The sequence below is a fragment of the Acinetobacter sp. 1000160 genome (assembly GCF_000588715.1).
Classification (GTDB): Bacteria; Pseudomonadota; Gammaproteobacteria; order Pseudomonadales; family Moraxellaceae; genus Acinetobacter; species Acinetobacter courvalinii.
Window position 1 is genome coordinate 34,572 of the sequence record NZ_JFWP02000005.1, and the last position, 25,849, is coordinate 60,420.

The 25,849-nt window shown below is 43.7% G+C and carries 23 protein-coding genes, 4 tRNA genes and 1 pseudogene; 20 read left to right on the top strand and 8 right to left on the bottom strand.

Going from position 1 to position 25,849, the window contains the following annotated elements; all coding sequences use genetic code 11:
• Positions 1-74 precede the first annotated feature (74 nt).
• The 7 genes and pseudogenes from J699_RS07080 to J699_RS0218755 all read left to right on the top strand — a co-directional run bounded on the left by J699_RS07080 (position 75) and on the right by J699_RS0218755 (position 8,060).
• Entirely contained in the window at positions 75-1,043 is a 969-nt protein-coding gene (locus tag J699_RS07080; RefSeq protein WP_032870551.1) for a hypothetical protein, read from the top strand.
• A 145-nt stretch (positions 1,044-1,188) separates the two neighbouring features.
• Positions 1,189-2,103, top strand: coding sequence for a lipid A hydroxylase LpxO (lpxO, locus tag J699_RS07075; RefSeq protein WP_005280919.1), 915 nt, complete (start codon positions 1,189-1,191; stop codon positions 2,101-2,103).
• Between the two features lie 53 nt (positions 2,104-2,156).
• Positions 2,157-3,323, top strand: coding sequence for a hypothetical protein (locus J699_RS07070; RefSeq protein WP_032870556.1), 1,167 nt, complete (start codon positions 2,157-2,159; stop codon positions 3,321-3,323).
• Positions 3,324-3,393: 70 nt separating this feature from the next.
• The gene (gene uvrC, locus J699_RS07065; protein WP_032870557.1) at positions 3,394-5,193 is read left to right on the top strand and encodes an excinuclease ABC subunit UvrC; all 1,800 of its coding nucleotides are present in this window, start codon (positions 3,394-3,396) and stop codon (positions 5,191-5,193) included.
• A 104-nt stretch (positions 5,194-5,297) separates the two neighbouring features.
• Entirely contained in the window at positions 5,298-6,095 is a 798-nt protein-coding gene (locus J699_RS07060; RefSeq protein ID WP_032870560.1) for a thioesterase family protein, read from the top strand.
• Positions 6,096-6,198: 103 nt separating this feature from the next.
• The gene (gene pgsA, locus J699_RS07055; RefSeq protein WP_104021904.1) at positions 6,199-6,786 is read left to right on the top strand and encodes a CDP-diacylglycerol--glycerol-3-phosphate 3-phosphatidyltransferase; all 588 of its coding nucleotides are present in this window, start codon (positions 6,199-6,201) and stop codon (positions 6,784-6,786) included.
• Positions 6,787-6,899: 113 nt separating this feature from the next.
• A pseudogene (locus J699_RS0218755) lies at positions 6,900-8,060 on the top strand (hypothetical protein).
• A 210-nt stretch (positions 8,061-8,270) separates the two neighbouring features.
• On the opposite strand, the gene J699_RS07050 reads toward J699_RS0218755, so the two are convergent.
• Positions 8,271-9,050 carry an IclR family transcriptional regulator gene (locus J699_RS07050; protein ID WP_005226431.1) on the bottom strand — a complete coding sequence of 260 codons (780 nt, stop codon included), beginning with the start codon at positions 9,048-9,050 and terminating at the stop codon, positions 8,271-8,273.
• 434 nt (positions 9,051-9,484) lie between these two features.
• Here J699_RS07050 and J699_RS07045 point away from each other — a divergent pair, with 434 nt between their 5' ends.
• From J699_RS07045 to J699_RS07035, 3 genes are all read left to right on the top strand, one after another.
• The gene (locus J699_RS07045) at positions 9,485-11,578 is read left to right on the top strand and encodes an FUSC family protein (RefSeq protein ID WP_032870562.1); all 2,094 of its coding nucleotides are present in this window, start codon (positions 9,485-9,487) and stop codon (positions 11,576-11,578) included.
• Positions 11,571-11,777 carry a DUF1656 domain-containing protein gene (locus tag J699_RS07040; RefSeq protein ID WP_005226435.1) on the top strand — a complete coding sequence of 69 codons (207 nt, stop codon included), beginning with the start codon at positions 11,571-11,573 and terminating at the stop codon, positions 11,775-11,777. Before J699_RS07045 ends, J699_RS07040 begins: the two co-directional genes overlap by 8 nt.
• Positions 11,778-11,840: 63 nt before the next feature.
• On the top strand, positions 11,841-12,842 hold the full coding sequence (locus tag J699_RS07035) for an HlyD family secretion protein (protein WP_005280899.1): 1,002 nt from the start codon (positions 11,841-11,843) through the stop codon (positions 12,840-12,842).
• Positions 12,843-12,935: 93 nt separating this feature from the next.
• Here the strand turns inward: J699_RS07035 and ruvX are convergent, their stop codons facing one another.
• The 3 genes from ruvX to recN form a co-directional block, all read right to left on the bottom strand.
• Positions 12,936-13,379 (bottom strand): Holliday junction resolvase RuvX, encoded by a 444-nt coding sequence (gene ruvX, locus J699_RS07030; RefSeq protein ID WP_005226437.1) that lies wholly within the window; start codon positions 13,377-13,379, stop codon positions 12,936-12,938.
• Positions 13,372-13,926: a YqgE/AlgH family protein gene (locus J699_RS07025; protein ID WP_004774079.1), complete on the bottom strand. Its 555-nt coding sequence runs from the start codon at positions 13,924-13,926 to the stop codon at positions 13,372-13,374. Before J699_RS07025 ends, ruvX begins: the two co-directional genes overlap by 8 nt.
• 114 nt (positions 13,927-14,040) lie before the next feature.
• A complete protein-coding gene (gene recN, locus J699_RS07020) occupies positions 14,041-15,702 on the bottom strand; it encodes a DNA repair protein RecN (protein ID WP_032870566.1) in 1,662 nt (553 codons plus the stop codon).
• Positions 15,703-16,358: 656 nt separating this feature from the next.
• Between recN and J699_RS07015 the strand changes: the two genes are divergently transcribed.
• From J699_RS07015 to J699_RS07005, 3 genes are all read left to right on the top strand, one after another.
• Entirely contained in the window at positions 16,359-16,685 is a 327-nt protein-coding gene (locus J699_RS07015; RefSeq protein WP_004774082.1) for a pyrimidine/purine nucleoside phosphorylase, read from the top strand.
• A gap of 195 nt (positions 16,686-16,880) precedes the next feature.
• Positions 16,881-17,627, top strand: coding sequence for a 23S rRNA (guanosine(2251)-2'-O)-methyltransferase RlmB (rlmB, locus tag J699_RS07010; RefSeq protein WP_004774084.1), 747 nt, complete (start codon positions 16,881-16,883; stop codon positions 17,625-17,627).
• A 31-nt stretch (positions 17,628-17,658) separates the two neighbouring features.
• Positions 17,659-18,570 (top strand): DMT family transporter, encoded by a 912-nt coding sequence (locus J699_RS07005; protein ID WP_032870571.1) that lies wholly within the window; start codon positions 17,659-17,661, stop codon positions 18,568-18,570.
• Here J699_RS07005 and coaE read toward each other — a convergent pair.
• From coaE to pilB, 4 genes are read right to left on the bottom strand one after another with little or no spacing between them, the layout of a single operon-like run.
• A complete protein-coding gene (gene coaE, locus J699_RS07000) occupies positions 18,567-19,172 on the bottom strand; it encodes a dephospho-CoA kinase (RefSeq protein ID WP_032870573.1) in 606 nt (201 codons plus the stop codon). The two genes, J699_RS07005 and coaE, sit on opposite strands and share 4 nt — an antisense overlap.
• Position 19,173: 1 nt before the next feature.
• The gene (locus J699_RS19905) at positions 19,174-20,034 is read right to left on the bottom strand and encodes a prepilin peptidase (RefSeq protein WP_032870575.1); all 861 of its coding nucleotides are present in this window, start codon (positions 20,032-20,034) and stop codon (positions 19,174-19,176) included.
• 5 nt (positions 20,035-20,039) lie between these two features.
• The gene (locus tag J699_RS06990; protein ID WP_032882855.1) at positions 20,040-21,266 is read right to left on the bottom strand and encodes a type II secretion system F family protein; all 1,227 of its coding nucleotides are present in this window, start codon (positions 21,264-21,266) and stop codon (positions 20,040-20,042) included.
• Positions 21,267-21,290: 24 nt separating this feature from the next.
• A complete protein-coding gene (gene pilB / locus J699_RS06985) occupies positions 21,291-23,003 on the bottom strand; it encodes a type IV-A pilus assembly ATPase PilB (RefSeq protein ID WP_032870576.1) in 1,713 nt (570 codons plus the stop codon).
• A 371-nt stretch (positions 23,004-23,374) separates the two neighbouring features.
• Here pilB and tpiA point away from each other — a divergent pair, with 371 nt between their 5' ends.
• From tpiA to rimP, 7 genes are all read left to right on the top strand, one after another.
• Positions 23,375-24,166 (top strand): triose-phosphate isomerase, encoded by a 792-nt coding sequence (gene tpiA / locus J699_RS06980; protein WP_032870578.1) that lies wholly within the window; start codon positions 23,375-23,377, stop codon positions 24,164-24,166.
• 12 nt (positions 24,167-24,178) lie between these two features.
• Complete coding sequence (gene secG, locus J699_RS06975; RefSeq protein ID WP_032870579.1) at positions 24,179-24,508, top strand: preprotein translocase subunit SecG; 330 nt, start codon at positions 24,179-24,181, stop codon at positions 24,506-24,508.
• Positions 24,509-24,564: 56 nt separating this feature from the next.
• Positions 24,565-24,649 (top strand) — tRNA-Leu (locus tag J699_RS06970).
• Between the two features lie 45 nt (positions 24,650-24,694).
• Positions 24,695-24,771, top strand: a tRNA-Met gene (locus tag J699_RS06965).
• A gap of 88 nt (positions 24,772-24,859) precedes the next feature.
• Positions 24,860-24,936 (top strand) — tRNA-Met (locus tag J699_RS06960).
• 88 nt (positions 24,937-25,024) lie between these two features.
• A tRNA-Met gene (locus J699_RS06955) sits at positions 25,025-25,101 on the top strand.
• 199 nt (positions 25,102-25,300) lie between these two features.
• Entirely contained in the window at positions 25,301-25,825 is a 525-nt protein-coding gene (rimP, locus tag J699_RS06950; protein WP_005226450.1) for a ribosome maturation factor RimP, read from the top strand.
• The last annotated feature ends 24 nt before the right edge of the window (positions 25,826-25,849 follow it).

Consider the following 25,849-nt stretch of genomic DNA (forward strand, 5'->3'; position numbering starts at 1 on the left):
AGACAGAAAGACTTGTCTATTTTTTTATCTTTAGATAATCTTCATGTGATAAAAATGTTTAAGAAAGTAAAATTATGTTAAAAATTAAAATTGTTGTATTGGCCATGCTTCCATTGATGTTAAGCGCATGTGGAGGAGGTGGTAGTTCAGGAAATGATTCCGGTCCAAAGAGTGACAATAATACAACTGCACCCATTCAGGAAAAAGTTACAGTAGATTTATATCATGTAGATCCTGAAACTTTATCTGCGAAAAAATATGCGTATGTCGATAGTATACTTAAAGGAACGCAATACTATACTCCGTTAAGTGAAGATGAGTTTTTGTTGACGGCAGATCAACTTTTTACAAATACTTGGGTTTATTCAGATACGAAAGCTATTACTTCCTTAAAGTTTTATTTTAGTGATGCACCTAAAACAGGCTATTACCATACGTTTAAGAAGATAAATATCTCTGGTGAAAATGTTTTTGATCGCTTTTACCCTGGTTATAAAGTTATTTTTGATCAATGGGGGGCTAGTGGGTTTGAAGAACAAAAAGTCGGTCAGGCCTATCAAAGAACGGTACCATTATATTTTCCTCAGGGATCTTATTGCTATCAGATTCAAGAAGAAAAGGCTGAAAAACCCTACATAACTTTTTCTAAAGAAGGGATGACAGGTGAAAATTATGCAGATGTGATTACAGAAAGCGAACAGGCATTTAAAAATGAAGTAGAAAAATTAGGACATACATTAAAAGTGGATAACGGTAAATGGAATGGTTATTCATGGCGCTATTATCGTGAATCTGATGCCTATGGAGTTGTTTTTGAGACAGTTCTTATTAACTTCAAAGGAGAACTTGTTATAGGTGAAATGAATCATTTCGCAGATGCTCATCTAAGTAATATGATTACTGAACAGAAAAGTCGTTTAGCTGCCCTCAATAAAGAAATGGACCCATATAACTATTATAATCAAAAAGCTTATGTTTCTGAGTTGGAAAAAGGTTGTTCGTGGTATAACGATATTGCAGCACAAACAATAGCGAAACTATAGTTTTTAAATGTTTTAATAAAAGCAAGGCACCTCCCTTGCTTTTTATATTTCTCTATTTCAGTAGCTTTTGTTAATATTGCTAAAATTTTTCCAGACACTCCCAAGCTTTGAAGCTAGCTTAGTTAAACCGAGAAGGGGTAACTATATGATTAAGTGGATCATATTAGCGATTTTTATCATTTCTGCATTGTATATCCAGCGTCGTGGGAAAGTGAAACATTCGTTTTATCGTCAATTCTTTGACCATTCGACGATTCTTGCGCCCATTAACTTTTTAATGTACATGTTTTCCAAAGTGCCGAATCAGCCTTATATCGACACCCAGCATTTTAAGGATTTAAAAATCCTTGATGAAAACTGGGAAATGATTCGTGATGAAGCCAAAGCCTTATATGACAAAGGTGGGATTAAAGCATCAAGTACTTACGATGACTTGGGCTTTAACTCGTTCTTTAAAACCGGCTGGAAACGTTTCTATTTGAAATGGTATGACTCTGCACATCCATCAGCAGCTGAACTTTGTCCAAAAACTACGGCTTTATTAAAAACATTGCCTACGATTAAAGCGGCGATGTTTACTGAACTTGCACCAGATAGCCGTCTGGTTCGCCACCGCGATCCGTATGCTGGTTCATTACGTTACCATTTGGGCTTAATCACACCAAATGATGACCGTTGCTTTATTGATGTGGATGGTGAACGTTATTCTTGGCGTGATGGTGAAAGTGTCGTGTTTGACGAGACCTATATCCACTATGCTGAAAATACGACCGATCAAAACCGTATCATTTTCTTTGCCGATGTTGAGCGTCCACTAAAAACACGTTTTATGGAAAAATTTAATCACTGGTTTGGGAAAAAGGTAATGACGGCTGCGAGTTCACCCAATGAAGCAGGTGACCAGACAGGTGGTTTAAACAAGGCCTTTGGTTATATTTACCAGATCCGAATTAAAGCCAAAGCCTTGAAGAAGTCAAACCGTTCGTTGTACTACTTCTTGAAGTGGTTCATTATGCTAGGTTTGTTCTTCCTGATTTTTATTCGTCCTTATGTCTTTTAAGTTCGAATAATGTGGACGCCCGAAAGGGCGTTTTTTTATAACAAGGAATAATAATGAAACAATTCGATGATCAGCAATTTTTACACTATTTTATCAGTGACTCTATTTATCCTCGTTGTGGTCAAGAAAATGAAACGCTAAAAGCGCTTTATAGCCAGCACTGGGAACGTTTGAATGAGCTTGCGGCAAAAGCCGATAAAATTTTAACTCCAGAAGACTTACTCAAATTCTATAAAGTCATTTTATATTTAAGATGTTCCATCAAGCTTAAAGCAAAAAATTATGCCATTTTTATTGAAGCTTATCGTGAATATCTGGCTAGCTTCAAGACGGTGATCGGTGTCTATGATGTTATAGAACCTTTATTCCTCTATGGATTTGATCAATTTAATCCGCTTGCTCAAGGCAACTCCTTTGAACAATATGAAAAACTAAAAAAATTATATACCCGCATTGAGAGCTATACCTCAATTCGCGGTCATTTAAAAAAAATGGATTTTTTTAAACAACAGCAGGAATTTGCTGAATACGCCTTGCAATGTTTAGAACATATGAGTCAGTACGAATTTTATTCTGATGATAACCAGTTAATATTAGGGTTGAAGATTCGGGCCATGGCTTTGTTGGCTTTATTTAATCCCGACTATCAGGCTATTTTTCTAGAAAATTTTTTGCAGGGTCAATATCACGTTTTTGGTGCTGATAACTTGCGAATCCTATGTCTGTACTGTGAAAAAATGCAGGAACAATACGGCGATGATATTTTCACGGTTAAAGCTCGTCCCTATGTCGATCAATTGATTGAACTGGAAAATGCTAAACGCAAAGCAAGTGATAGCTTTATCTGGAAAACAGAACTTGATTTGGATTTACCTTTAAAAGACTGGGGTGTCAGTATCTGGATTGATCTTCAGCATGACAATGGTTACGTGTTACTGGAATTGCAAGATGACAGTGAATTCAACTGGTATATTAAATTGTTTGTGAGTCCATTCAATCAAATTTATTCGCAACACTATTGTCATGATCAGTATAAAAATGAATTAAAGATGCCCCCTTTTACGGAGTATGCTGTGATCGGGTTTCCTGAGTGGTTAAAAAACCTAAATCCGGAATACCAGTTTGATTGGGACAGTATAAAAATCAGAGGATTAAAAAAGAAAGTAGACAAACAGAAAGTGACGCAATGGTTGCTCTTACCATTTCAGCATGAAAATTGACGGTTCAGCACTTGAAAAGCAGCAACTGCGCCAACATCATCAAGATAATACTGATGATTAAAGTTGACTAGTGAATTCAAACGCTCGAGAACACATTGAAAAAATATTGGCGCATATGACCCAATTACCCGGTGTTTATAAAATGCTGGGTAAGGACGGCGAACTGCTATATGTGGGCAAAGCCAAAAACCTGAAAAACCGTGTCTCGAGCTATTTTGTAAAAACCATCGATCATCCGAAGACACAGGCTTTGGTGGCCCGTATTTATGATATTGAGTCGCTGGTGGTGCGCTCGGAAACGGAAGCATTATTACTCGAACAAAACCTGATTAAACTGCATCGTCCGCCCTACAATATTATGCTGCGGGATGATAAGTCTTATGTCTATATCTTTGTATCTGCCGATAAACCTTATCCTCGGATTGCCAGTGGGCGAGGCAAGGGCAAGCATCAGATTGGCAAATTTTTTGGGCCTTATCCTAGTGCCTATAGTGCCAGAGATACCTTACTGGTTTTACAAAAATTATTTAATGTACGTCAGTGTGAAAACAGCTATTTTTCCCAGCGTAAACGCCCGTGTCTGCAATACCAGATTAAACGTTGTACCGCCCCATGTGTAGGTCTGATTAGCCCTGAAGATTATAAAGAAGATGTCGATAACTCGATCCGCTTCTTGCAAGGCGATACCAAAGAGCTGAATCAGGAACTGATCAGCAAAATGGAGCAGGCGGCAGAAGCGCTGGAATTTGAAAAAGCCGTGTTCTATCGCGATCGTTTGGGCTTATTACGTGAAGTTCAGGCTCAGCAAGCGGTATTTAAAATTAAGGGTGAGGCCGATATTCTGGCGATTGCCTATCAGGCAGGGGTGACTTGTGTCCAGATCATGCATGTACGTAATGGACGGATGCTGGGCGGTAAAAGTTATTTCCCGGATATGTTGAGCGATGACTTGGGGCAAATGCTCAGTGATTTTATGGCGAATTTTTATTTTCAGGTGGCTGATGAAGTGCCGTCTGAACTGATTGTGAATATCGACATTCCTGACAAGGTTCAACTGGAAGAGGCGTTACAGCAAAGTTTTCATAAAAAGGTCCAGATCAAGCATAAAGTGCGTGAAACCCGGGCGGAATGGCTTGAGCTGGCGCAAATGAATGTGCAGCATGCGATTAAAGGTAAGTTGAGTAGTCATCTGGAACTGAATGAGCGTTTTCATCAGCTAGAACAGGTGGTTGGCCGCCCGATTGACCGGATTGAATGTTTTGATATCAGTCATACCATGGGCGAAGCACCGATTGCTTCTTGTGTGGTGTTCGATCAGGGCGGTGCCAGAAAACGTGATTATCGCCAGTTTGCCATTCAGGATATTACCGGTGGGGATGATTATGCAGCCATGCGTCAAGCGCTGATCCGTCGTTATAAAAAGAATATGCTGCCCGACTTACTATTGATCGACGGCGGTAAAGGGCAGTTGCATATGGCGATGGAGGTGATGCAGGAGCTACAGCTGGATGCCTTTATGATTGGGGTGTCTAAAGGGGAAGGACGTAAACCGGGACTGGAAACGCTGCATTTTACTGATGGCACCAAGATCCAATTGCCCGAAGATCATAAAGCCTTGCACCTGATTCAGCAGGTCCGCGATGAAGCCCATCGTTTTGCGATTACCAAACATCGTGCCAAGCGTGATAAACGTCGTAGCAGTTCAGTTCTGGAAGCGATACCAGGCTTGGGGCCAAAACGTAGACGCGATCTGCTCACCCATTTTGGTGGCATTCAGGGGGTATTAAAAGCTTCCGAAAAAGACTTGATGCTTGTTCCCGGTCTGGGTGAAGTGCTGGCGCGAACAATTTATAAAATCTTGCATGAATAAAAGGGCCAATTGACTTAATCGTCCTGTTTAGACTGTGTCAATGATCATTCACAAATCACGAAAAACGTTCAAAGATAGGACGTTTTGATCATGAAGGAAAAATGATGTCATTGCTTCCGCTCTATCAGCAGGTTGAACAACAACAGTGGATTGATATCCCGTCTGGCTGGCTGCAAGGCCGTACCGTGTTTGGTGGACTGGTCGCAGGCATTCTGGTCCAGAAAGCTTTAAGTATTGTGCAAGATGCAGCAAAGCAACTGCTGAGCTGTAATATCACGTTTGTGGGCCCGGTACAGCAAGGACAAGCCAATATTACCGCGGAAGTCTTACGTGAAGGCAAGTCGGTGACTACGCTGGAAGTGAGGTTATGGCAAAACGAGGCTGTACAAACAATCTTGATCGCCAGCTTTGGTTCAGCGCGTGAGTCCAGGATTCATGTCGAAAACTTGCCACAGGTGCCTGATTATTCGACACCAGAGCAACTCGATAAAACCTTTTATATTGAAGGCTTAATGCCTGAATGTTTACAGCATTTTGAACTGTGCTGGGCTGAAGGCAGTTATCCCATGGCTGGCAGTAAAGTGCCTGATTTTGGTGGATGGAGCCGTTTTTCACCCGATTTGCACCAGAACCGTGCCATGCAGCTCCCTGATCTGTTTGCCTTGATGGACGTGTGGCCGCCGGGAGTGTTGCCGATGTTTAAAATACCTGCACCGGCAAGTTCTTTATCATGGCAGATTACCTATTTACATCCGGTGGCGGAGCAGGTGCAAGACTGGTTTAAGTATAAAGTTGTGACCGAGTACGCAGAACATGGTTATTCCACCGAATATGCTTATCTGTGGAACCGTGAAAACCGTTTAATTGCGGTGCTTAGACAAACAGTTGCGGTTTTTGCCTAGTCGACACTGCGGTGCATTTCGTATAAAGTTGCCTACACATGAATACAATCTCAGCACATCCTTTGTGCAAACTGCATTTGATGCGAACAACATGGCGGTGTTTATGAGCACAGGGCAAATCCTGAACATTCCTAATATCTTAACCTTGGCACGTATTGCCCTGATTCCCGTGTTTCTGGTGATTGCTTACTGGCCACCAGCAATTGGAATTGCTGAGCATCATGGGGGCATGGTGCGTCATATGGTACTGACGGCGATCTTTGTTCTGGCAGCTATAACCGACTGGTTCGATGGCTATCTGGCACGAACCCTGAATCAGACCTCGGCCTTTGGACGCTTTCTGGATCCGGTTGCAGACAAGTTAATGGTTGCAGCGGCCCTGATCGTTCTGGTGCAATGGCAACCGACCATTTCCATGGCCTTTGCTGCGATCGTGATTATTTCGCGGGAGATTACCGTATCTGCCTTGCGTGAATGGATGGCGGAACTTGGTGCGCGTACCAGTGTTGCGGTTTCAACGGTCGGAAAATACAAAACTGCCTTTCAAATGATTGCGATCAGTGTGTTTCTGTTGAACTGGAAACCTTTGGAGATCTGGGCCTATGCCTTGCTCTATGCTGCTGTCATTTTAACCTTATGGTCGATGTTTATTTACATGAAAGCTGCGTGGCCGTATTTAAAACAGCCTTAGAAGCTAAGTCCACCTAGCCGGCGCAAATTTAAAAAAAATTAGAGAATAACTGCACTCACGATGCTTGCTTGGACAAGCGTGAGTGCTTAAAACGATAAGTTGGGAATACATCAATGTCATCAGTATTATATTTATCTGACCAATTCTTACATCAATTGCAAGGCCAAAAATCACACACGATTGATTGTCATGCGGTCAGTCAGTACAAGAAAAATTTGCAAGAAATCAGGCAGCGCAAGCAATGGAAAACCTCGGGAACGGGGGCGCAATTCATGGGTGTCGCGAATTATAGCGAGCAAGAGGAGTTGGCGCATGTTTATCCTGTTGATGCGGTTTTAATAGATGAGCAGCATTTAATTTATGCAGCACAATTGCAGGATGGCTGTGCGATTTACATCAAATCACTCTTGGATCTACAGCAACCCGAAGCATTAGTATTAAGAAATAATGAATTTATTATTCATCACATGGATTACGATGCGCAGAATAAAAGGCTAGTTTTATCAGCTAGTCCAGAGCATGCCTATGAACGTCATCTTTGTATTTTAGGTTTAGATTCTAATCGGATTCAATACATTACAGAAGGTGATTGTCAGGATCAGCACCCATGTTTTGATCCACAAAATCCAGACATTATTTATTACGATAGTTGCGGTTTTGCCTATGATCAACAAGGAAGTGTCAGTATCGGGCCTCGGGAAGTGTGTCGTTTGAATCTGAAAACAGGTGATCTGGAGACGGTTATTGCCGACCCTCGTTATGATTGCTACAAACCGAAAATAGATGCGAAGGGACAGCTACATTTTTTAAAGCGACCTTATAAGAATCAACACTATCGTGGCAACTCTTTAAAAGATATTGTATTTGCGCCATTTAAAATTATTCGGGCAGTATTTGGTTGGTTGGATTTCTTTACCCAGCGCTATACAGGTGAATCCTTGAAGTCAACCTCAGGTAGTAACCCTGCGAAATCGAGACAGAAATCAGAAGAAGAACTGTTTGTGGAAGGAAATTTGATTAAGGCACAAAAGGCAGTGCAGTAAAATCAAAATGCTGGAGAGAAATTTGCCGGCGTTATTCCACGTAGTTGGGAGCTAGTCCTGTATTCAAGCACAGGAGAGCAAAAAGTACTTAAACGAGGTGTATTGAGTTTTAACTTGAATACTGAGGGTACAGTTCTTTATTCAAATGGAAAGCACCTGATATCTATTGCAGCTGATCAGACTGAGACGATGTTGGTAGAAGCCAAGCTGATTCAAAAAATCATATGTTAATATACTTTTAACTGTAAAAGCCTTCAAACAAGAAGGCTTTTTTTATGGCATAAAAATACCTCAGGCAAGAAAAAAGCCCATAACAACGATGAGCTTAGTTCTCTGAGGAAAGTCATGCTCTTTTGGGAGAGTATGCTGAAGAACATAATCATCATATGAGAATTTGTTGCTATTTACAACCGTGTAAAATGTAAAAGTTTTTTAATATTCTCAAACTGGCTGGCCTTGGCTCTCAGACAAGCTTACAAATTTATGTTCAATCTGATGGGCATTATTCTGCAAAATCTCAATCAGCTTTTGAATATTGATGAAGTCAAAACGGTTCTTTGAAGCCACCAGAGTCAGTGCAATCGGTGCTTCTTTACTGGAGAAACGGATAGGTACCGACAAACTACACAGTTGAGGATCAATTTCACCTTGAGATAAATAGAAGCCTTGTTTCTTGATTTTGCGCATATGTTGAATGAACTCTTCCTGGGTCTGCGCAAAACCGACTTGTGCCAATTCTTTTGAAAACTGCTGATAATAGGCCTGAATCCGTTGCTTGGATAAATGAGCGATCACGATTTTAGGTGAAGCGCCAATATACACCGGACGTGGACAACCTCGGCCAAAAGACAGTAATTCGGCATCCTTAAAGGTCTCATGATGCAGATCGATACAGTAATCATGATTTAAATAGGTGAGTAAACAACACAATTCGGTGCGTTCCACAATATCGCGCATAAACGGAATGCTGATCTGAACCAGAGGATCTGTACTATGCGAAATATAGTCAAGTACCGCAATTTTAGAGCCGAGGGTATAGTCACCCGAGGTACCACTAATGCGCTTGAGAATATCGGCCGAGACCAGTTCTTTTAAATAACGATAGGCGGTAGGTTTGGAAAGACCAAGCTCATCACAAATGATATCGACATTGATAATCGGACGTGAAACTGAAAATAAATCCAGTACGGTGAGAATTTTACCAAAACTCGAAATTGCCATGATGCGTTGTCTACTCCTTGCCAAATAACGTGAAAACCGAACTTTTATTGCTTTATAACAGAAAAGGCTTAAGTGGGGTATGGGATTTTAAATTCGCTCAGCTTCGATCAGGAAATAGAGGCCGTTGTTGAGAAAATTCTGAAATATCAGCACGATTATTTTAGATTAAAATTAAAAATTATCAAATAGTGATAATTTATGTTGACTAATTCGCTTTGTTTTGAAAAAATTAGCAGCACAATGTCTTATTTGGATAATTATTTTTAGGGAAATCTCTCTAAAAATCCCAGACGCGAGCATTGTATATCACTCCCAATACCCAGTTTTATTCCTATCAATTGCCCTGATTTGAATCCTTCAGATCAGTCTGGACAAGTCGTCACCTATTTATTGATGTGATGAGGATCAAACTGACTCTGAATTGAGACATGTTCATGCTATTTAAACAGTTGTTGGCTTTTAGACCGAGTCGACTCGACATCATCTTTGCGTGCAAAACATTTGTAGCAGGTATGCTGGCATTGTTTATCTCGTTTGAACTGGACCTGATCAATCCGATGTGGTCGATTGGTACCGTGCTGATTATTGCCAATCCTTATTCAGGGATGGTGTCTTCCAAATGTGTGTACCGTTTAGTGGGAACCGTTGCGGGGGCAATCATTGCCTTATTGCTGACACCGCATTTTATTAATACGCCGTGGCTATTCACCATTATCCTGTCTTTATGGGTCGGTTTTGCCTTGTATGTGTCATTACTTGACCGCACGCCACGCAGTTATGTGTTCATGTTGGCGGGGTATTCCACGGCAATGATTGTGTATAACGCGATTACGTATATCGATACCTATAATATTTTTGATATTGCCATGGCTCGCGTGCTGGAAATTTCTATTGGGGTGGTGGCTACTGCCGTGGTCTCAGCCACCTTTTTTCCGGTCCATGTCGGGGCCATGATCAAGCAGCGGGTCAATAAAACCCTGAATGATCTGGAAAATACCTTTGAGCGTTTGATTACCGCGCAGAAAGAACCAGAAAACTATACCCAGGTTTTATCGGTCATTACCCGTGATGCTTCCGATATTCATGCCTTGGCCGTACACCTGGCTTATGAAAAAGGTGAGCTCAATGGCATGACCAAACCGCTGCAGGAAATGCTGCATCAGGTGTCTTTGGTGGTAGCGAATCTGGTGGCTTTGTCGCAACGGGTGAAACAGCTGGGGCAAATGCAATTGACCAGTCTGACCCCACATTTAGATCGGCTTCGTCAGGATACCTTGACCTTTCTGAAACAGGAACGAGGTTTAACACCAGCAGATTTACAAACGTTGCCTGATAGCTTTGAACAGGACTTTGCTGAGTTGATGTCGATTGCAACGCCTGAACAGCAAATTGTACTGGCAGCCTTGAAAATGGACGTGCGTCATTTTATTGCCAATATGCTGGCGGTAAAACTGATCTGGCAACAGATCCAGCAGGGCAAAAAAGACATACCCGCTGAAATTACCTCGATCACTACCAAGTATCCGAGTTTGCACCGCGATCATGGTATTGCCATTCGCGGTGGCATTAGTGCCGTGCTGATTACGTTTATTGTTACCGGTGCCTGGATTTTATCAGGCTGGAAAGCCGGCTTCATGATGGCGCAAATGGGTGCCATCACGGCCTGTATCCTGACCGCTCTGGATAATCCGGTGCCAGTGTTACGTATCTTTATCTGGGGCAGTATCGTTTCGGCTGGTCTGGTGTTTCTATATGCCTTTGGTATCTTCCCGCACGTCACTCACTTCTGGCAGTTGGCACTGGTATTGTTTCCAGTGTTTCTGGTGGCCGTGACCATGATGGCAAACCAGATGCTGATGCCAATCGGTATGGTGCTGGGCATTAACACCATGATGGGTTTGAACTTGCATAATCAGTACACCATGGATGCCGTGTCTTATCTGGATAGTTCCTTTGCCATGGTCCTAGGGGTGATGGTGTCGCTGATTGTGATTGATCTGGTACGTGCGGTTTCTCCGGATACCAGTGCGACACGGATTCTGGCCTTGCATTATCAGGCCATGCGTCAGGCATTACATCTGTCTTATGGCAGTGACTTCAAGATTCATTTACGCAGCATGCTGGATCGTGTCGGTGTATTGAATACCAAGATGGTACAAAATCCAGAAATTAAAACAGCGATTCAAAATGCTTTGGTGGAAAGTAGCTCAATTGTGGATCTGGTGCGTTTACAGGAAATTAGCCAGAAATTACCGCAACTGGCCGAACTGCAACAAGAAGTGAATGGGTTACAGCAACAACTGACCGCATATTTTCAGGCCCAAGAGAAGCAACTGTCGATCCATCATTTTCCAGCAGAGATCGTACAGCAAATCGCGCGTTTGCAGCATATTGCTCCACAGATTGAAGATGCTCAATTACGTCAACGACTACTGATTTCGCTGAATAATATCTGCGAAAGCATTGGTCATATTTCCACAGAACAGCGCTATTCAGACATGTATGGCTTAGGTATATCTCATGGGTGAACTTAATCTTTATGGCATTTATATTCCGATTCTTTTGGTACAGGCCATTATTGCCTATGTGTTGTTTAAGCTTGCAGGTCCATGGCTTGATCGGCTAATCAGTAAGGGCTGGATTGCACTGCCGAGTATTTTTAATTTGTGCTTTTACTTGGGACTCTTGCTGCTGGTGCACGGGTTATTTGTATGGTTCTGGGCTTAAGTATTTTGAATAACGCATCTATGAAATTTAATGATTTAAAGATAAATGGTAAAGGTAATGAACATGAATGCATTTGATGTGAGAAAAGTCATCCGTCCAATTGTATTGCTTGTGGCGGTCCTGATCGCAGTATATACGGTGGTGCATTTATGGAATTACTACAATGCTGCACCGTGGACACGGGATGGCCGTATTCGTGGCGATGTGATTCAGGTGGCCTCCGATGTCAATGGGTTGGTTACCGAAGTGCTGGTGCAGGACAACCAGAGCGTGAAAAAAGGTCAGGTGCTGTTTAAAATTGATGTGGCACGTCAGGCGCTGGATGTGGAACAGGCCAAATCGGATTTAGCCAAAGCCAAAGCCGGTTTGGCGCAGGCACATGCCAATCTGGCAGGTGCTAAAGCCAGCCTGGTCAAAACTGAAGCCAATATGAAACTGGCGGAGAAAAATGCTGCGCGTTATGCCAGCTTGATGGATGGTGCCATTTCCAAGCAAGAACAGGATCAAGTCTTTGCGACACGTGATCAAGCGATTGCAGAGAAAGAGCAACTGACTGCCAATATCGAACAAGCCAATGCTGCGATCCAGCAACAACAGGCCTTGATTGAGGTGGCCAATAGTACGCTGCATTTGGCCCAGTTGAATTTGCATCGTTCTGAAGTGGTTGCACCAGCGGATGGCACTTTATCGAACTTTGATTTACGTGTTGGTAACTACGTCAAAGTTGGGCAAGCCGTGGCGGCATTGTTAGACCGTCAACAACTTTATGTGGTCGGTTATTTTGAAGAAACCAAACTCAACCGTATTCATGTCGGTGATGCTGCAACGGTACAGCTGATGGGTGATCGTCAACAGATTCGTGGTCATGTGCAGGGGATTGCCTCAGGGATTGAAGACCGTGAGCGTTCTGGTAGTTCAAATTTATTGGCGAATGTGAATCCGACCTTTAGCTGGGTGCGTCTGGCGCAGCGTGTACCGGTAAAAATTGTACTGGATGAGCAGCCGCATAATCCATTGGCCTTCGTGTCTGGACGTACCGCGACCGTAAGAATTATTGAAAAATAATCCATACGGTTCCCAAGTGGTGTAATTCATTTAAGAATGAGACAACAAAAAGCGGCATGGAACGCCGCTTAATGATAAAAATGATGGTTTTCGCTAAGGGGTAATCCCGGCAGGATCGCGATACCAGCTTTGAATTAATAATGCAGCGGCAAAGCTATCCGCAGATAAACGTTTGGCCTGACCTTTACTTTGATAAGATTCGAGTTCTTCTCTGGCTTCACGTGTGGTCAGACGTTCATCTACCATCCAGGTTTGAATATTGGTTTGATGACGTAAACGACGGGCGAATTTCCGTGCACGTGCCGACAGTTCAGATTCAGAGTCATCCATATTCAGCGGTAAGCCCACCAAAAATAAGGTCGGTTGCCATTCCTTGACGATCTTTAACAGTTTATCCCAGTCTGGAATACCATCTTTCATGGCAAATAAGGGCAGGGGATTGCTACTTTCAATCGTGGATTGTCCAATCGCCATCCCCATTTTCTGCGTACCAAAATCGAAGGCCATAATCGATTGAGCTGTTTGCATATCAGGCATGACCAATCTCGGATGCAAACCAGGTGCGATCTACCCCAATTTTCTTGTAGGCTGCATCCCAACGGTCACCATAAGGCAGATTGAAAATCAGATCCATATCCGACTCACAGATCAGCCAGTCACCGCGGGTAATTTCCTCTTCCAGCTGGTTTTTGCTCCAGCTGGCATAACCCAGAGCAATCTGATAGCGACCCACCCCTTCATTATGCGCGATGGCGTCCAAAATATCCTTACTGGTGGTAATGCAGACGTTTTCGCCCACCGCAATAGACGAATGCCATGTCGGTTGACCGGTATGTAACACAAAACCAGCTTCCGGGCGTAATGGACCGCCTTGTAATACCGCATGCGGATGCACATTATCGGCATCAATTTCTAAATCATTGAGTAATTCTTTGATCTGTAATTCAGAAGGGCGATTGATGATAATACCTTGAGCGCCATCTTCGTCATGGCGAGCCACGTAAATGACCGTATTGGCAAAGAAGTCATCGGCCATGTCAGGTGGGGCGATGAGACAACGGTGAGTTAGATATTGTTTCGTCACCTAGGCGGTTCTCCCTCAATGTATGGTGCTGATCTATCTATATAGGTTCTTTTTATCAACATACAAGAGTTAATCGGATTTCGCCAATTATTTTCTCATATTTTATGCCTTGGCTCAGGCCGACTGAAATTTTAGCTGTCGTAACTGTCTGGCATGTTGCAAAGTGGTCTCACTAATTTCAACGCCGCCCGACATGCGCGCCAGCTCTAAAATACGCTGCTCTTCGCCCAGTTCGATAATGGTACTGCTGGCCGGATCGGTTTGTTGTTTCTTCACCAGCAGATGTTGATCAGACTGTGCTGCAACCTGAGCCTGATGGGTGATACATAATAATTGGACGTGCTGGGCGAGATCCGCCAGTAAGCGTCCCACCACTTCAGCCGTCCCACCACTGATCCCGACATCAATTTCATCAAATACCAGCACTTCAGCATCTGTTTTTTCTGCATTCATGACTTGCATGACCAGGGCAATACGTGACAACTCACCCCCGGATGCTACGCGTGCCAGTGGTTGTGGCGGAATGCCTTTATTGGCAGTAAATAAGAGCTGAATAAAGCTTAAGCCTTCTGCATTGGCAGGTTCCAAGGGTTCAAACTTAAATTCAAAATGCGCTTCAGGCAGTGCCAATGGTTTGACTTGTTCAGTAAGTTGTTTCGCTAAGGGAATCGCTGCTGCACGACGAATCTCATCTAAATGTTGGGCTTTTTGCATAAAGTCCTGATAGGAGACTTCAACCTGTTCCGCCAGTGTTTCTGGATCTTCCAGCTGGTGTAACTGTTCTAGTTCGTGCTGCCAAGCTTCATATTCCTGTTTCAGTAATTCGGGTTGGGTACGATGCTTGCGGGCCAGTCGGTGGAATACCTCTAACGTCGCATTTAGTTGTTCCATCCGCTCTGGATCAAAGCTTTGACGGTCAATAAATTGACGCAGGCTTGCCGTAGCATCATCGATTTCACTTTGGGCATTTAGCAAAGCATTATAGATATTGGCGAGCTGCTCACTACGACCCGCATGAGACTCTAGGCGACGGATGATCGATGCCACTTCCTGGGTAATATTCTGTTCCGCTTCATCTAAGACATTCAGGCTATAGCTACAGTCCTGCATGATATGTTCATGGTGACTGAGACGATCAAACTCCTGTTCAATGTCCCGATAATCGGTTTGAACCACATCTTCGAGTTCTTCAATCTGGGATTCGAGATTTTGTATTTTCTGAATGCGTGTTGCCTGTGCATCCAACGCTGCTTGATGCTGGCGAATATTCTTTTGCCAGGTACTATAGGCTTCACGAACGGCATTCGAGGGTTCAGCAAAATTGTGATAACGGTCCAGCCAGCGTTTTGGATAAGGCGGCTCTAATAACTGTTGCTGACTGTGCTGGCTATAAAGTTGCACCAGTAAACGGCCGATTTCTTTGAGTTCGGCCAAACTACTGGGACGACCATTGATCCAGGCCTTGCTACGGCCTGTAGCAAAAATCACACGTCTTAAATGGATTTCACCTGAATCATCATCCAGTTCATGTTCGGCGAGCCATTGTGCTTCGGCACTGTCCGCCTGATAGCTAAATACGGCAGTCACATCGGCTTTGTCAGCGCCATAGCGGACATAGTTGGTATCGGTACGTTCACCCAGACATGCAGACAGCGCATCTAACAATAATGATTTGCCCGCGCCAGTTTCACCGGTCAACACATTGAAGCCTTGTTCAATATCTAAAGCCAAGTGGTCGGCGAGTGCAAAATTAATTAAAGTTAAATGGGTGAGCATAAACGCATCCAATGCACAGAATCTTTTGCTTAAAGATAGAGAAGTTTTAAAGTTGCTACAAGAGTTGAATGGTGGAATTTCCTGATTTACTGTGCGGATAAAGGGTTATTTTGTGATGTGTTTGATCTCTTGGCTTTTTCTTCAACATTTATAGCGAGTGAGATCAGGTTTTGTGTTGAGTAAATCCAATTTGTTTGTTCGACGCTACGTACCGTATATGAGTTATATATGGTGCAAGGTCTTATGCTCAGGTAAATATTATTAATGTTTGCTGTTCCTCGCCACTCGTAGCATATGAGCCATATATGGCGCAAGGTTTTGTGCTCAGGCAAAGCTTTCGCCACTCGCAGCTTGGCTGCTCGTCTTCTTGCGGAACTTGAGTCGTTCCTCAAGACAAAGCTTTGCTTTGTGCTTCCTAGCCACTCGTAGCAGAGCTACTCGTCTTGCGATCGGACAAAGCTTCGCTTTGTTAATCCTCGTCACTCGTAGCAGAGCTACTCGTCTTGCGCTCGGGCAAAGTTTCACTTTGCTTTTCCTCGCTCAGGTATGAAAATTGCTATGTTTAGCCCAGAAAATGGATTGATTAGTTGCCACGGCACAATTAAACTACGTCCAGCATAACCTAATATAAATGCGGCATTATTTGGAGAGTACGCATGAGTTCAGTGCAGTTTGATCATGTAACGGTCATTAAGAAATCGAATGTGTATTTTGGCGGGGCATGTATTAGCCACACCGTACAATTTGAAGATGGTACAAAAAAGACTTTAGGTGTAATTTTACCCACTGAACAGCCTTTAACTTTTGAGACACATGTGCCAGAGCGTATGGAAATTATTTCTGGCGAATGTCGTGTAAAAATCGCAGATAGTACAGAAAGTGAATTATTCCGTGCAGGGCAATCATTCTATGTCCCTGGCAATAGTACCTTCCTGATTGAAGCAGACGATGTCCTTGATTATGTCTGTCATTTAGAAGGCTAACCTATTCCTTTCTAAATCGAGTACACTAGAGCCAATAGAAATCCTGTAAAGTCATTTTGCAGGATTTTTTTATTAGGTACTCTTGCGGAGCTATAATCGCTCCTCGCCTGTAAAGTCACTTTGCAGGATTTTTATTTTTCAATATTCCTAACACTCTTTTTTATACAAAAGAGGACGTGCTAAACGAGGTCGTTCATGGCAAAACCTGAATATTATTATGGCGTTCATTCGGTGGAGTCATTGTTGGAGTTAGAGCCTGAACGCGTTTTGACTTTATTTACATTAAAAGGTCGAGATGACCAGCGTTTGCAAAAGATATTGCAACTGGCCGAACCTTTCGGGATCAGTATTCAAAAAGCCAGTCGTGACAGTCTGGAAAAACTGGCAGGTTTACCTTTCCATCAAGGGGTGGTTGCTGCGGTGCGCCCACATCCGACCTTGAATGAAAAAGATCTGGATGAACTCATGCAGCAGTCACCAGATGCGTTGTTACTGGCGCTTGATCAGGTGACTGACCCGCACAATCTTGGCGCGTGTATCCGTACCGCGGCAGCGATGGGTGTTCAGGCAGTGATTGTGCCACGTGACCGTTCAGCTAGTCTGACACCGACAGCACGTAAGGTTGCGGCGGGTGGGGCAGAGAAAGTTAAATTTATTCAAGTGACCAATCTGGCAAGAACCTTGGCACATCTGAAAGACAGCACGCATACCCGTGTAATTGGGACCATGCTGGATGAAAAAGCATTACCGATTCATCAATGTGATTTTAAAGGTCCTGTAGTGATCGTGATGGGTGCTGAAGATACCGGTTTAAGACCGATTACCCAGTCACAATGTGATCATACCGTGTATATTCCGATGTCGGGTGACCTGCAAAGTTTGAATGTCAGCGTGGCAACAGGTATGGCACTGTATGAAGCCTGCCGTCAACGTGGTGTATAATTTAAGCTCATATTGTTCTATGTAAGCCCAGATGACTGCTCGTACGCAAGGCTATTTCTTTGTCCTGATCACCATGTGTATCTGGGGTGGATTTACCATTTTTTCCCGCCTCAACGCACACTGGCATGTTAGTGTCTGGGATCTGGTGGCCATGCGTTTTGCCATTGCTTCCCTGATTTTATTGCCAGTTTTGATCTATAAAAAAGATCTCGCTTTTTTATGGAATCCGCGACCTGTGATTTTGGCGCTGATTGGCGGACTGGTGTATTGCCTTACAGTATATAGCGCCTTTTTACATGCACCCGCCGCCCATGCAGCCATTTTCCTGAATGGCTGTATTCCGCTGTGTACCGCCGTCGCTGCTTATGTCTTGTTTAGGCAGCCTTTTGATAAGCATACTTGGGCCAGTCTGATCATCATGATGAGTGCATTGCTGCTGATGAGCTATTTGATGCTGCATGATCAAGCCTCAGGATTAGGTATCGGGGATCTACTTCTATTTGTCAGTGCCATATGGTGGGGGATTTTCACGGTTTTGCTGAAACAGTGGAAGCTCTCAGCCTGGCATGCAACCGCAGGTGTGGTGATCTGGTCTGCAATTATCTATCTCCCTATTTATCTTCTATTTATTCCCAAGCATTTCCATGAAGCAACGCCTGCACATTTATTGATTCAGGGGCTTTTTCATGGTGTGCTGGTGGTTATTGTGGCAACCCTGACTTATGTGGCAGCCATTGAGCGATTAGGGGCATTTAAAACAGGCAGTATTGTGACCTTGGCCCCCTTCATTGCTGCGCTTATTGCCGTGCCTTTATTGAATGAACCGTTGAATGCTGCGATTGTGTGTGGCCTGATCGGGATGGGAATCGGTGCATTGCAGCCATGGCGCTGGTTGCGTAAAGATAGTCTGGCTGCACAATTGGCCCGGCAGAAACAAGGTTAGAAGGCGTGTTCTGCGCGTTGTAAATAACTCAAGTGCAATGGTTTTAGTTGTTGATGCAGATGCTCCAATAAACCATCATTGACGACAATATCATTGGCAAGCTGTTGTTTTTGCGCACGGGGCATTTGTGCCGCAATGATTTTACGGATCTGTTCTTCGCTTTGTCCATCTCGCTGACTGGCCCGTTGTAGCTGGGTTTGTTCATCAGCATCCACCAGCAAGGTATGGTGTGTGAGTTGATGCTGGTTGGTTTCAAAAAGTAAGGGGGAAACCAAAATTACATAAGGGCTTTCGGCCTGTTGTAACTGTTGAATAATAGACTGGCGAATGGCTGGGTGGGTAATTTTTTCCAGCGTTTGACGAGCTTCTGGAAACTGGAAAATATGCTCACGCAGCGCTCTGCGATCTAAATTGCCATCTTCCAATAAGACCCAGTCGCCAAAGGCTTGCTGTATTGCCTGTAATGCAGGCTGGCCTGGCTCAACCACTTCTCTGGCCACAATGTCGGCATCGACTACGCTAATACCTTGAGATTCAAACCATTGGGTCGCAGCTGATTTCCCACTACCAATACCGCCTGTAATCCCCAAGATAAAACCCATATTAACCACCTAAATAAACTTTCATGATTTGATCACCCCATAAAAAGGCGATCCAGCCTGCAATTGCAATATAAGGACCAAATGCAAATGGCTGATTTTCACCACGCATTTTCATCAAAATAATACCAATAATCGCACCGACCATTGAAGAGAGTAGCACAATTAAAGGCAGCAGCATTGGCCCCATCCATGCACCTAAGGCGGCTAATAGTTTAAAGTCGCCATAACCCATGCCTTCTTTATCCGTGATTAATTTGAAAATGTAGTACACGATCCAGAGACATAAAAAACCAATGATATAGCCCCAGATTGCCAGACTGGCCGAGGTATAAATGGCATAACTATTAATTCCTAAACCTAAGGCAGCGAGGGGAAGGGTAAAGCGATCGGGTAGCAATTGGGTATCAAAATCAATAAAAGTCAGTGTGATCAAAACCCAGGTCAGGACTAAACCGAACAGCATTTGTAGGGTTGGGCCATAGACCGCAACGACCACCAGAGAGCACAGCATGGTCAATAGTTCAATCAGCGGATAACGGATACTGATCGGATTGTGGCAGCTGCCACATTTACCCCGCAGGGCTAACCAGCTAATCACAGGAATATTCTGGTACCAGCGAATAGGAGTGTCACACTTGGGACAAGTCGAAGCGGGTTGACTCAGTGTCAGTTTGCTTTGGTCAATTATCGGCTGTTCAGGATGCAGGAGCATCTGACATTCCTGCTGCCACTCTTGTTCCATCATCTTGGGTGTGCGGAAGATGACCACATTTAAAAAGCTGCCGATACATAAACTTAAAAGCCCAACCGCAAGATACAGTGCAGTCGGGTTTTCAATAAAATAATTAATCATTTGTTGCATGCGAATTAGACCACAGAACCCATTTGGAAGATTGGTAGATACATGGCAACAACCAGACCACCGACTAAAATACCCAGTATAGCCATGATCAGCGGTTCCATCATAGAGGTTAAACCATCTACGGCATTGTCGACTTCGTTTTCATAATGGGTGGCAACCTTATCCAGCATGCTATCTAAAGCACCAGACTCCTCACCAATCGCGACCATTTGAATCGCCATTGAAGGGAAGCGGTTCGAAACACGCATGGCGAACTGCAGTTGCTGACCTGTCGCCACATCTTCGCGGATTTTCATGACCGCTTCTTCATAAATCACGTTATTGGTTGCTCCTGCCGTTGATTCTAATGCATCAATCAGTGGGACACCTGCAGCAAACGTCGTGGCCAAGGTACGGCTATAGCGCGCAATAATGGCTTTATAAACCAGATCGCCAAAAATAGGGGCTTTCAAAGCCATTTTATCGAGCAGATCGCGGAATTTCTTGCTGCGCTTTTTCGCTTCCAGAAAGGCAGCAATAATGGCACCAATCACGATAATCAGGATAAACCAGTACTCTTGCATCCACTTGGACATGTTCACCACCATTTTGGTAAATGCCGGAAGGTCTGCGCCAAAAGAACTGAACAGGTCCTGAAATACCGGTACCACTTTCACCATCAGAATAATGGTCACAATCACAGCCACCACAATCACCGTAGCCGGGTATTTCATGGCCTTTTTAATTTTCTGCTTGAGCAGTTCGCTTTTTTCTTTGTAGATCGCAACGCGGTCTAACATGGTTTCCAGCGCACCCGACTGTTCACCCGACTCCACCAGCGAGCAGAACAGGTTATCAAAATATTGCGGATACTTTTTTAGGGCACCGGCAAACGTATTACCGCCTTCAACTTCGCCCTTGATCCCCAACACCACTTCACGCATAGAGGGATTTTCCAAGCCTTCGGCTACGATTTCAAAGCCCTGTACCAGTGGCACACCCGCTTTCATCATGGTGGCCAATTGGCGGGGAAAAATCGTGATATCCAGCGTGGTCACCTTTTTCTTCATCAAGCCTTCAAGAATATTCTTGCGTTTTTCCCGAATATTCTTAATGGTAACCCCTTGTTTACGTAAGGTGACTTTCGCCAAAGCCATATTACGTGCCGGTAATTCCCCTTTAATTTTTGCCCCTTTCCGGTCAACCCCTTCATAAGCAAAAGTTGGCATCATTTGCGCTTTTTTAGCTGCCATGATTATTAATCCTTTTTATTGATTTTATTCACTTGTCACGCGGTTAATTTCTTGCAAAGAGGTAATTCCTTGCATCACCTTTTTTAAACCTGAACGGCGTAAATTATTAAAACCTGCTTGTTCGGATGCCGCTGCAATCTGTAAGGCATTGCCGTCTTCCATAATAATTCTGGAAATTTCTGGCGTAACTTTCATGACTTCATAGACGCCGACACGGCCTTTATAACCTTCACGACATTCGGCACAGCCCACCGGTTGAAAAATCTTGAAATCGGGATCGGCCATATCCTGTTCAGTAAAGCCAAGCTCTAACAGGCTTTGTTTTGGAATATCAATCGGTGCCTTACATTGCGAGCATAAGCGACGTGCCAGACGTTGTGCAATCACTAGATTGACCGAAGTGGCAATGTTGAAGGACGGCACGCCCATATTGCGCAAACGGGTCAAGGTTTCAGGGGCACTGTTGGTATGCAGTGTCGACATCACCATATGACCGGTTTGGGCGGCTTTAATGGCAATTTCTGCGGTTTCCAGGTCACGGATCTCACCGACCATGATGATGTCTGGATCCTGACGTAAGAATGCTTTCAATGCAGCAGAGAAGGTCAGACCGGTTTTAGGATTGACGTTGACCTGATTAATCCCTTCCAGATTGATCTCGACCGGATCTTCGGCAGTAGAAATATTGGTATCTTCAGTATTGAGGATATTCAAACCGGTATACAAAGACACGGTTTTACCGGAACCGGTTGGGCCGGTAATCAGCAGCATGCCTTGAGGCTTATCCAGCGCTTCCATAAATAAGGCTTTTTGCTCGTCCTCGTAACCCAGCGCTTCAATCCCGAGCATGGCACTGGATGGATCAAGGATACGCAGCACCAGCTTCTCGCCAAACAGTGTCGGCAGTGAGTTAACACGAAAGTCGATGGCTTTGGTTTTAGACAGTTTTAATTTAATACGACCATCTTGCGGCATTCGCTTTTCTGAAATGTCCATTTGCGACATGACTTTCAAGCGAGAAGCTAATCGCGTTGCCATTTGTAAGGGTGGCGTGGCAATTTGACGCAGCACCCCATCGACGCGGTAACGCACCCGATACATCTTTTCATAGGGTTCAAAATGTAAATCGGATGCACCCATACGAATCGCATCGATTAATAATTTATTGATATATTTAACAATCGGTGACTCATCACCTTGTGGGGCATCGTCTTCTTCTTTGGCTGGATCCTGAGTTACATCAATATCCAGATCAAAATCTTCACTATCGCCAAAATCGAAACTACCTGAATCGCCAAATTGCTGTTCAATCAGTTTTTCGAGTTTGGTGTGCTCAACAATGATCGGTTCGATATTGAGCTTGGTGTTAAAGCGAATGGCGTCCAGCGCTTCAATATTGGTTGGATTGCTGGTCGCAACGTATAAAATCTGACCCCGCTGTAACAGGGGCGCGACTCGATGTTTCTGAATCAGTTTGTTGTCGGCCAGATCACGCGGTAACAGGGCGGTATCGTACACGGCCAGATCAAATAGCGGCTCACCAAACTCGGCTGCAATGGTTTCAGCAATGGTGAGTGGTGATAAACGATGATGTTCAATTAAATGTGCAACGATATCTTGACGTGCTTTTTTAGCTGTATCAATCGCTGTTTGCATGGTTGTTGCAGACAGATGACTGTCTTCAACTAACCGTCGAATAAACCCCGAAAACTTTGGAGACGTATGTAATCCTGACATCTGTCCGCCTTATGACAATAAATGTTTATAATATGTATCCTAAAAATTATACTTTTGTTAGGCAAAAATGCCACTAGCTAAAGTGTCGTTTTTGCCTTGGTTCATCGTTAAACTTTGAACTGATCGAGTTTTTTTACAAATTAATTTTATCTAATACGTTCATTTCTAAATTGATCCGATACTTTTGCCCACCACCAGCCTGTTGTTTTTAAATAAATATAACAAGCGACTAGCGTATAAACAGTAATCAGGCTGAGGTGAAGATAAATTTTAAATTGATTTAGATCTAAACAATAGAAAAAAACTGAATTTTATAAAAATCCGTGTAAAATATGCAGCATTTTTGAAAATTAACAGTAGGCGGGCGAAGGATGTCGAATTCGACCATTACCCCTTGGGTTGTTGGCAATTGGAAGATGAATCCAATGCATGCGAATGCTTTCCAACTAATAGAAGAATTTAAGCAGTTATTACAGCAGGACAATATTGCTGCTGAGCAATGCCATATTGGTGTCGCACCAACCAGCATTGCCTTGACTGGGGTTCAGGCTCAGTTAAAAGATGCAGCCAGAGCCGTATATACCGTGGCTCAAGATCTTTCACGTGTAGCTGGCACGGGTGCCTACACAGGTGAAGTCAGTGCGGAACTGTTAAAAGACAGCCAGATTGAATATGTATTGATTGGACATTCTGAGCGCCGTGAGTTATTCGGTGACAATGTCGAAATATTAAAAGCCAAGCTGCAAAATGCCTTGAGTGCAGGTTTAAACGTGATTTATTGTGTCGGTGAAACTCTGGAACAGCGTGAGCAGGGTGCAGCAGAGCAGGTGGTATTACAACAGATTTGTGACATTGCAGCGGTGGTAAAAGCTGAACAATGGCAAAATATTGTGGTAGCGTATGAACCGATCTGGGCTATCGGGACGGGTAAAACCGCGTCACCCGCAGATGCTCAGGCGATGCATGCAAAAATCCGTGAAGGCTTAAAGCAGATTACGGCATTTGGCGCCACGACTGCGATCTTGTACGGTGGTAGTGTGAAGGCTGAAAATGCGGTTGAATTGGCGGCATGTCCAGATATTAATGGTGCTTTGGTAGGCGGTGCGTCTTTAAATGCACAATCTTTTTACCAAATCGCAAAAGCATTTGCGCAAAGCAAATAACGAGGAATAGAGATGTATAGTTTTATACTCGTTGTCCACATCATTCTAGCAATTTTGATTATTGCTTTGGTTCTGGTACAACAAGGTAAAGGTGCAGAAGCAGGCGCATCCTTTGGTGGTGGCGGTGCTGCAACCGTATTTGGTGCGTCAGGCGCAGGCAACTTTTTAACTCGTATGACTGCGATTTTTACAGCGCTGTTTTTTGTCACCAGTTTGACACTCGCTGTGTTTGCCAAGAAACAAACTACAGATGCCTATAGTTTGAAATCTGTTCAAACGACGACATCTGCGCCAGCAACATCGCCTGAAACTTCATCAAATGCACCTAAAACGGCTGAATAAGTCGATTTAGGACTTTCCTTTTTGTATTGAAAGGAATAGAATGCGTCCCACAAACTGCGGTGGTGGTGGAATTGGTAGACACGCTACCTTGAGGTGGTAGTGCTTTCGGGCGTGGGGGTTCAAGTCCCCCCTTCCGCACCAAACTTAATAACCAGTTAAGTTCGGTGTATGCAGTGTTTGTGTTGATGCGGGATGGAGCAGTCTGGTAGCTCGTCGGGCTCATAACCCGAAGGTCGTTGGTTCAAATCCAGCTCCCGCTACCATTTGATTAAGGTGCAACTTAATCAGACGGATATGAAGAAAACTTAGATTGACTTTTTTTCATATTTGTATATAATTTTTGCACGTTGATGCGGGATGGAGCAGTCTGGTAGCTCGTCGGGCTCATAACCCGAAGGTCGTTGGTTCAAATCCAGCTCCCGCTACCATTTGATTAAGGTGCAACTTAATCAGACGGATATGAAGAAAACTTAGATTGACTTTTTTTCATATTTGTATATAATTTTTGCACGTTGATGCGGGATGGAGCAGTCTGGTAGCTCGTCGGGCTCATAACCCGAAGGTCGTTGGTTCAAATCCAGCTCCCGCTACCAAGTTTCTAAAAAGAGGCTCACAATAAGGTGGGCCTTTTTGCACAGTGGGCTAAGCTTTTCTGTGTAACATAGGGGCGATTTACGCCCTTTTTTATTGGTTGTTTAGCTATCGTGTAGTTGTTCGACATCAATTGGTCAAATAGTCGTGCTTCACTATACGGTTAAGATTGATTGGCTCGTATAAGAGCGACGAGAGTACATGAAATTATCAAATAAATCACAAGCATTGCATGATCTTATTGCGCCAGCTGTAGCTGCGTGTGGTGTAGATCTGTGGGGGATTGAATTCCTGCCACAAGGTAAGCGTTCTTTACTACGTATTTATATCGATAAAGCGGTAGATGAGAGTGCTGAACCTGTCCTCAATGAAGATGGTGAAGTTGAACTCGGGCGTGGTATTGGCGTTCAGGATTGTGTTCTGGTAACACAACAAGTGGGTGCAATGCTTGATGTCCATGATCCAATTTCCGGTGAGTATGCTTTAGAAGTGTCATCACCAGGTTGGGATCGTCCATTTTTCCAACTTAATCAATTACCTGCCTATATCGGGCAACAAGTGGCTTTACGATTAATTGCTGCTGTCGAGAACCGTCGCAAATTTCAGGCGAAATTACTTTCTGTAGACTTGGAAAATGAAATCATTCAGGTCGAAGTTGAAGGTAATCATGTGCTTGAAATTGATAGTAATAATATTGATAAAGCAAATTTAATCTATCAAGACTAATATTAACTTAATTTTATAAGAAAT

Excerpts from the sequence above, each read along its gene's own strand:
- J699_RS07015 (WP_004774082.1), top strand. The coding sequence starts at position 16,359 with ATGAGTTCAGTGCAGTTTGATCATGTAACGGTCATTAAGAAATCGAAT.
- coaE (WP_032870573.1), bottom strand. The coding sequence starts at position 19,172 with ATGGGTTTTATCTTGGGGATTACAGGCGGTATTGGTAGTGGGAAATCA.
- J699_RS19905 (WP_032870575.1), bottom strand. The coding sequence starts at position 20,034 with ATGCAACAAATGATTAATTATTTTATTGAAAACCCGACTGCACTGTAT.
- rimP (WP_005226450.1), top strand. The coding sequence starts at position 25,301 with ATGAAATTATCAAATAAATCACAAGCATTGCATGATCTTATTGCGCCA.
- J699_RS06990 (WP_032882855.1), bottom strand. The coding sequence starts at position 21,266 with ATGGCAGCTAAAAAAGCGCAAATGATGCCAACTTTTGCTTATGAAGGG.
- tpiA (WP_032870578.1), top strand. The coding sequence starts at position 23,375 with ATGTCGAATTCGACCATTACCCCTTGGGTTGTTGGCAATTGGAAGATG.
- J699_RS07060 (WP_032870560.1), top strand. The coding sequence starts at position 5,298 with ATGTCATTGCTTCCGCTCTATCAGCAGGTTGAACAACAACAGTGGATT.
- J699_RS07005 (WP_032870571.1), top strand. The coding sequence starts at position 17,659 with ATGACTGCTCGTACGCAAGGCTATTTCTTTGTCCTGATCACCATGTGT.
- recN (WP_032870566.1), bottom strand. The coding sequence starts at position 15,702 with ATGCTCACCCATTTAACTTTAATTAATTTTGCACTCGCCGACCACTTG.
- ruvX (WP_005226437.1), bottom strand. The coding sequence starts at position 13,379 with ATGCCTGATATGCAAACAGCTCAATCGATTATGGCCTTCGATTTTGGT.
- J699_RS07035 (WP_005280899.1), top strand. The coding sequence starts at position 11,841 with ATGAATGCATTTGATGTGAGAAAAGTCATCCGTCCAATTGTATTGCTT.
- lpxO (WP_005280919.1), top strand. The coding sequence starts at position 1,189 with ATGATTAAGTGGATCATATTAGCGATTTTTATCATTTCTGCATTGTAT.
- rlmB (WP_004774084.1), top strand. The coding sequence starts at position 16,881 with ATGGCAAAACCTGAATATTATTATGGCGTTCATTCGGTGGAGTCATTG.
- secG (WP_032870579.1), top strand. The coding sequence starts at position 24,179 with ATGTATAGTTTTATACTCGTTGTCCACATCATTCTAGCAATTTTGATT.
- J699_RS07045 (WP_032870562.1), top strand. The coding sequence starts at position 9,485 with ATGCTATTTAAACAGTTGTTGGCTTTTAGACCGAGTCGACTCGACATC.
- J699_RS07040 (WP_005226435.1), top strand. The coding sequence starts at position 11,571 with ATGGGTGAACTTAATCTTTATGGCATTTATATTCCGATTCTTTTGGTA.
- J699_RS07050 (WP_005226431.1), bottom strand. The coding sequence starts at position 9,050 with ATGGCAATTTCGAGTTTTGGTAAAATTCTCACCGTACTGGATTTATTT.
- J699_RS07070 (WP_032870556.1), top strand. The coding sequence starts at position 2,157 with ATGAAACAATTCGATGATCAGCAATTTTTACACTATTTTATCAGTGAC.
- J699_RS07080 (WP_032870551.1), top strand. The coding sequence starts at position 75 with ATGTTAAAAATTAAAATTGTTGTATTGGCCATGCTTCCATTGATGTTA.
- pgsA (WP_104021904.1), top strand. The coding sequence starts at position 6,199 with ATGAGCACAGGGCAAATCCTGAACATTCCTAATATCTTAACCTTGGCA.
- pilB (WP_032870576.1), bottom strand. The coding sequence starts at position 23,003 with ATGTCAGGATTACATACGTCTCCAAAGTTTTCGGGGTTTATTCGACGG.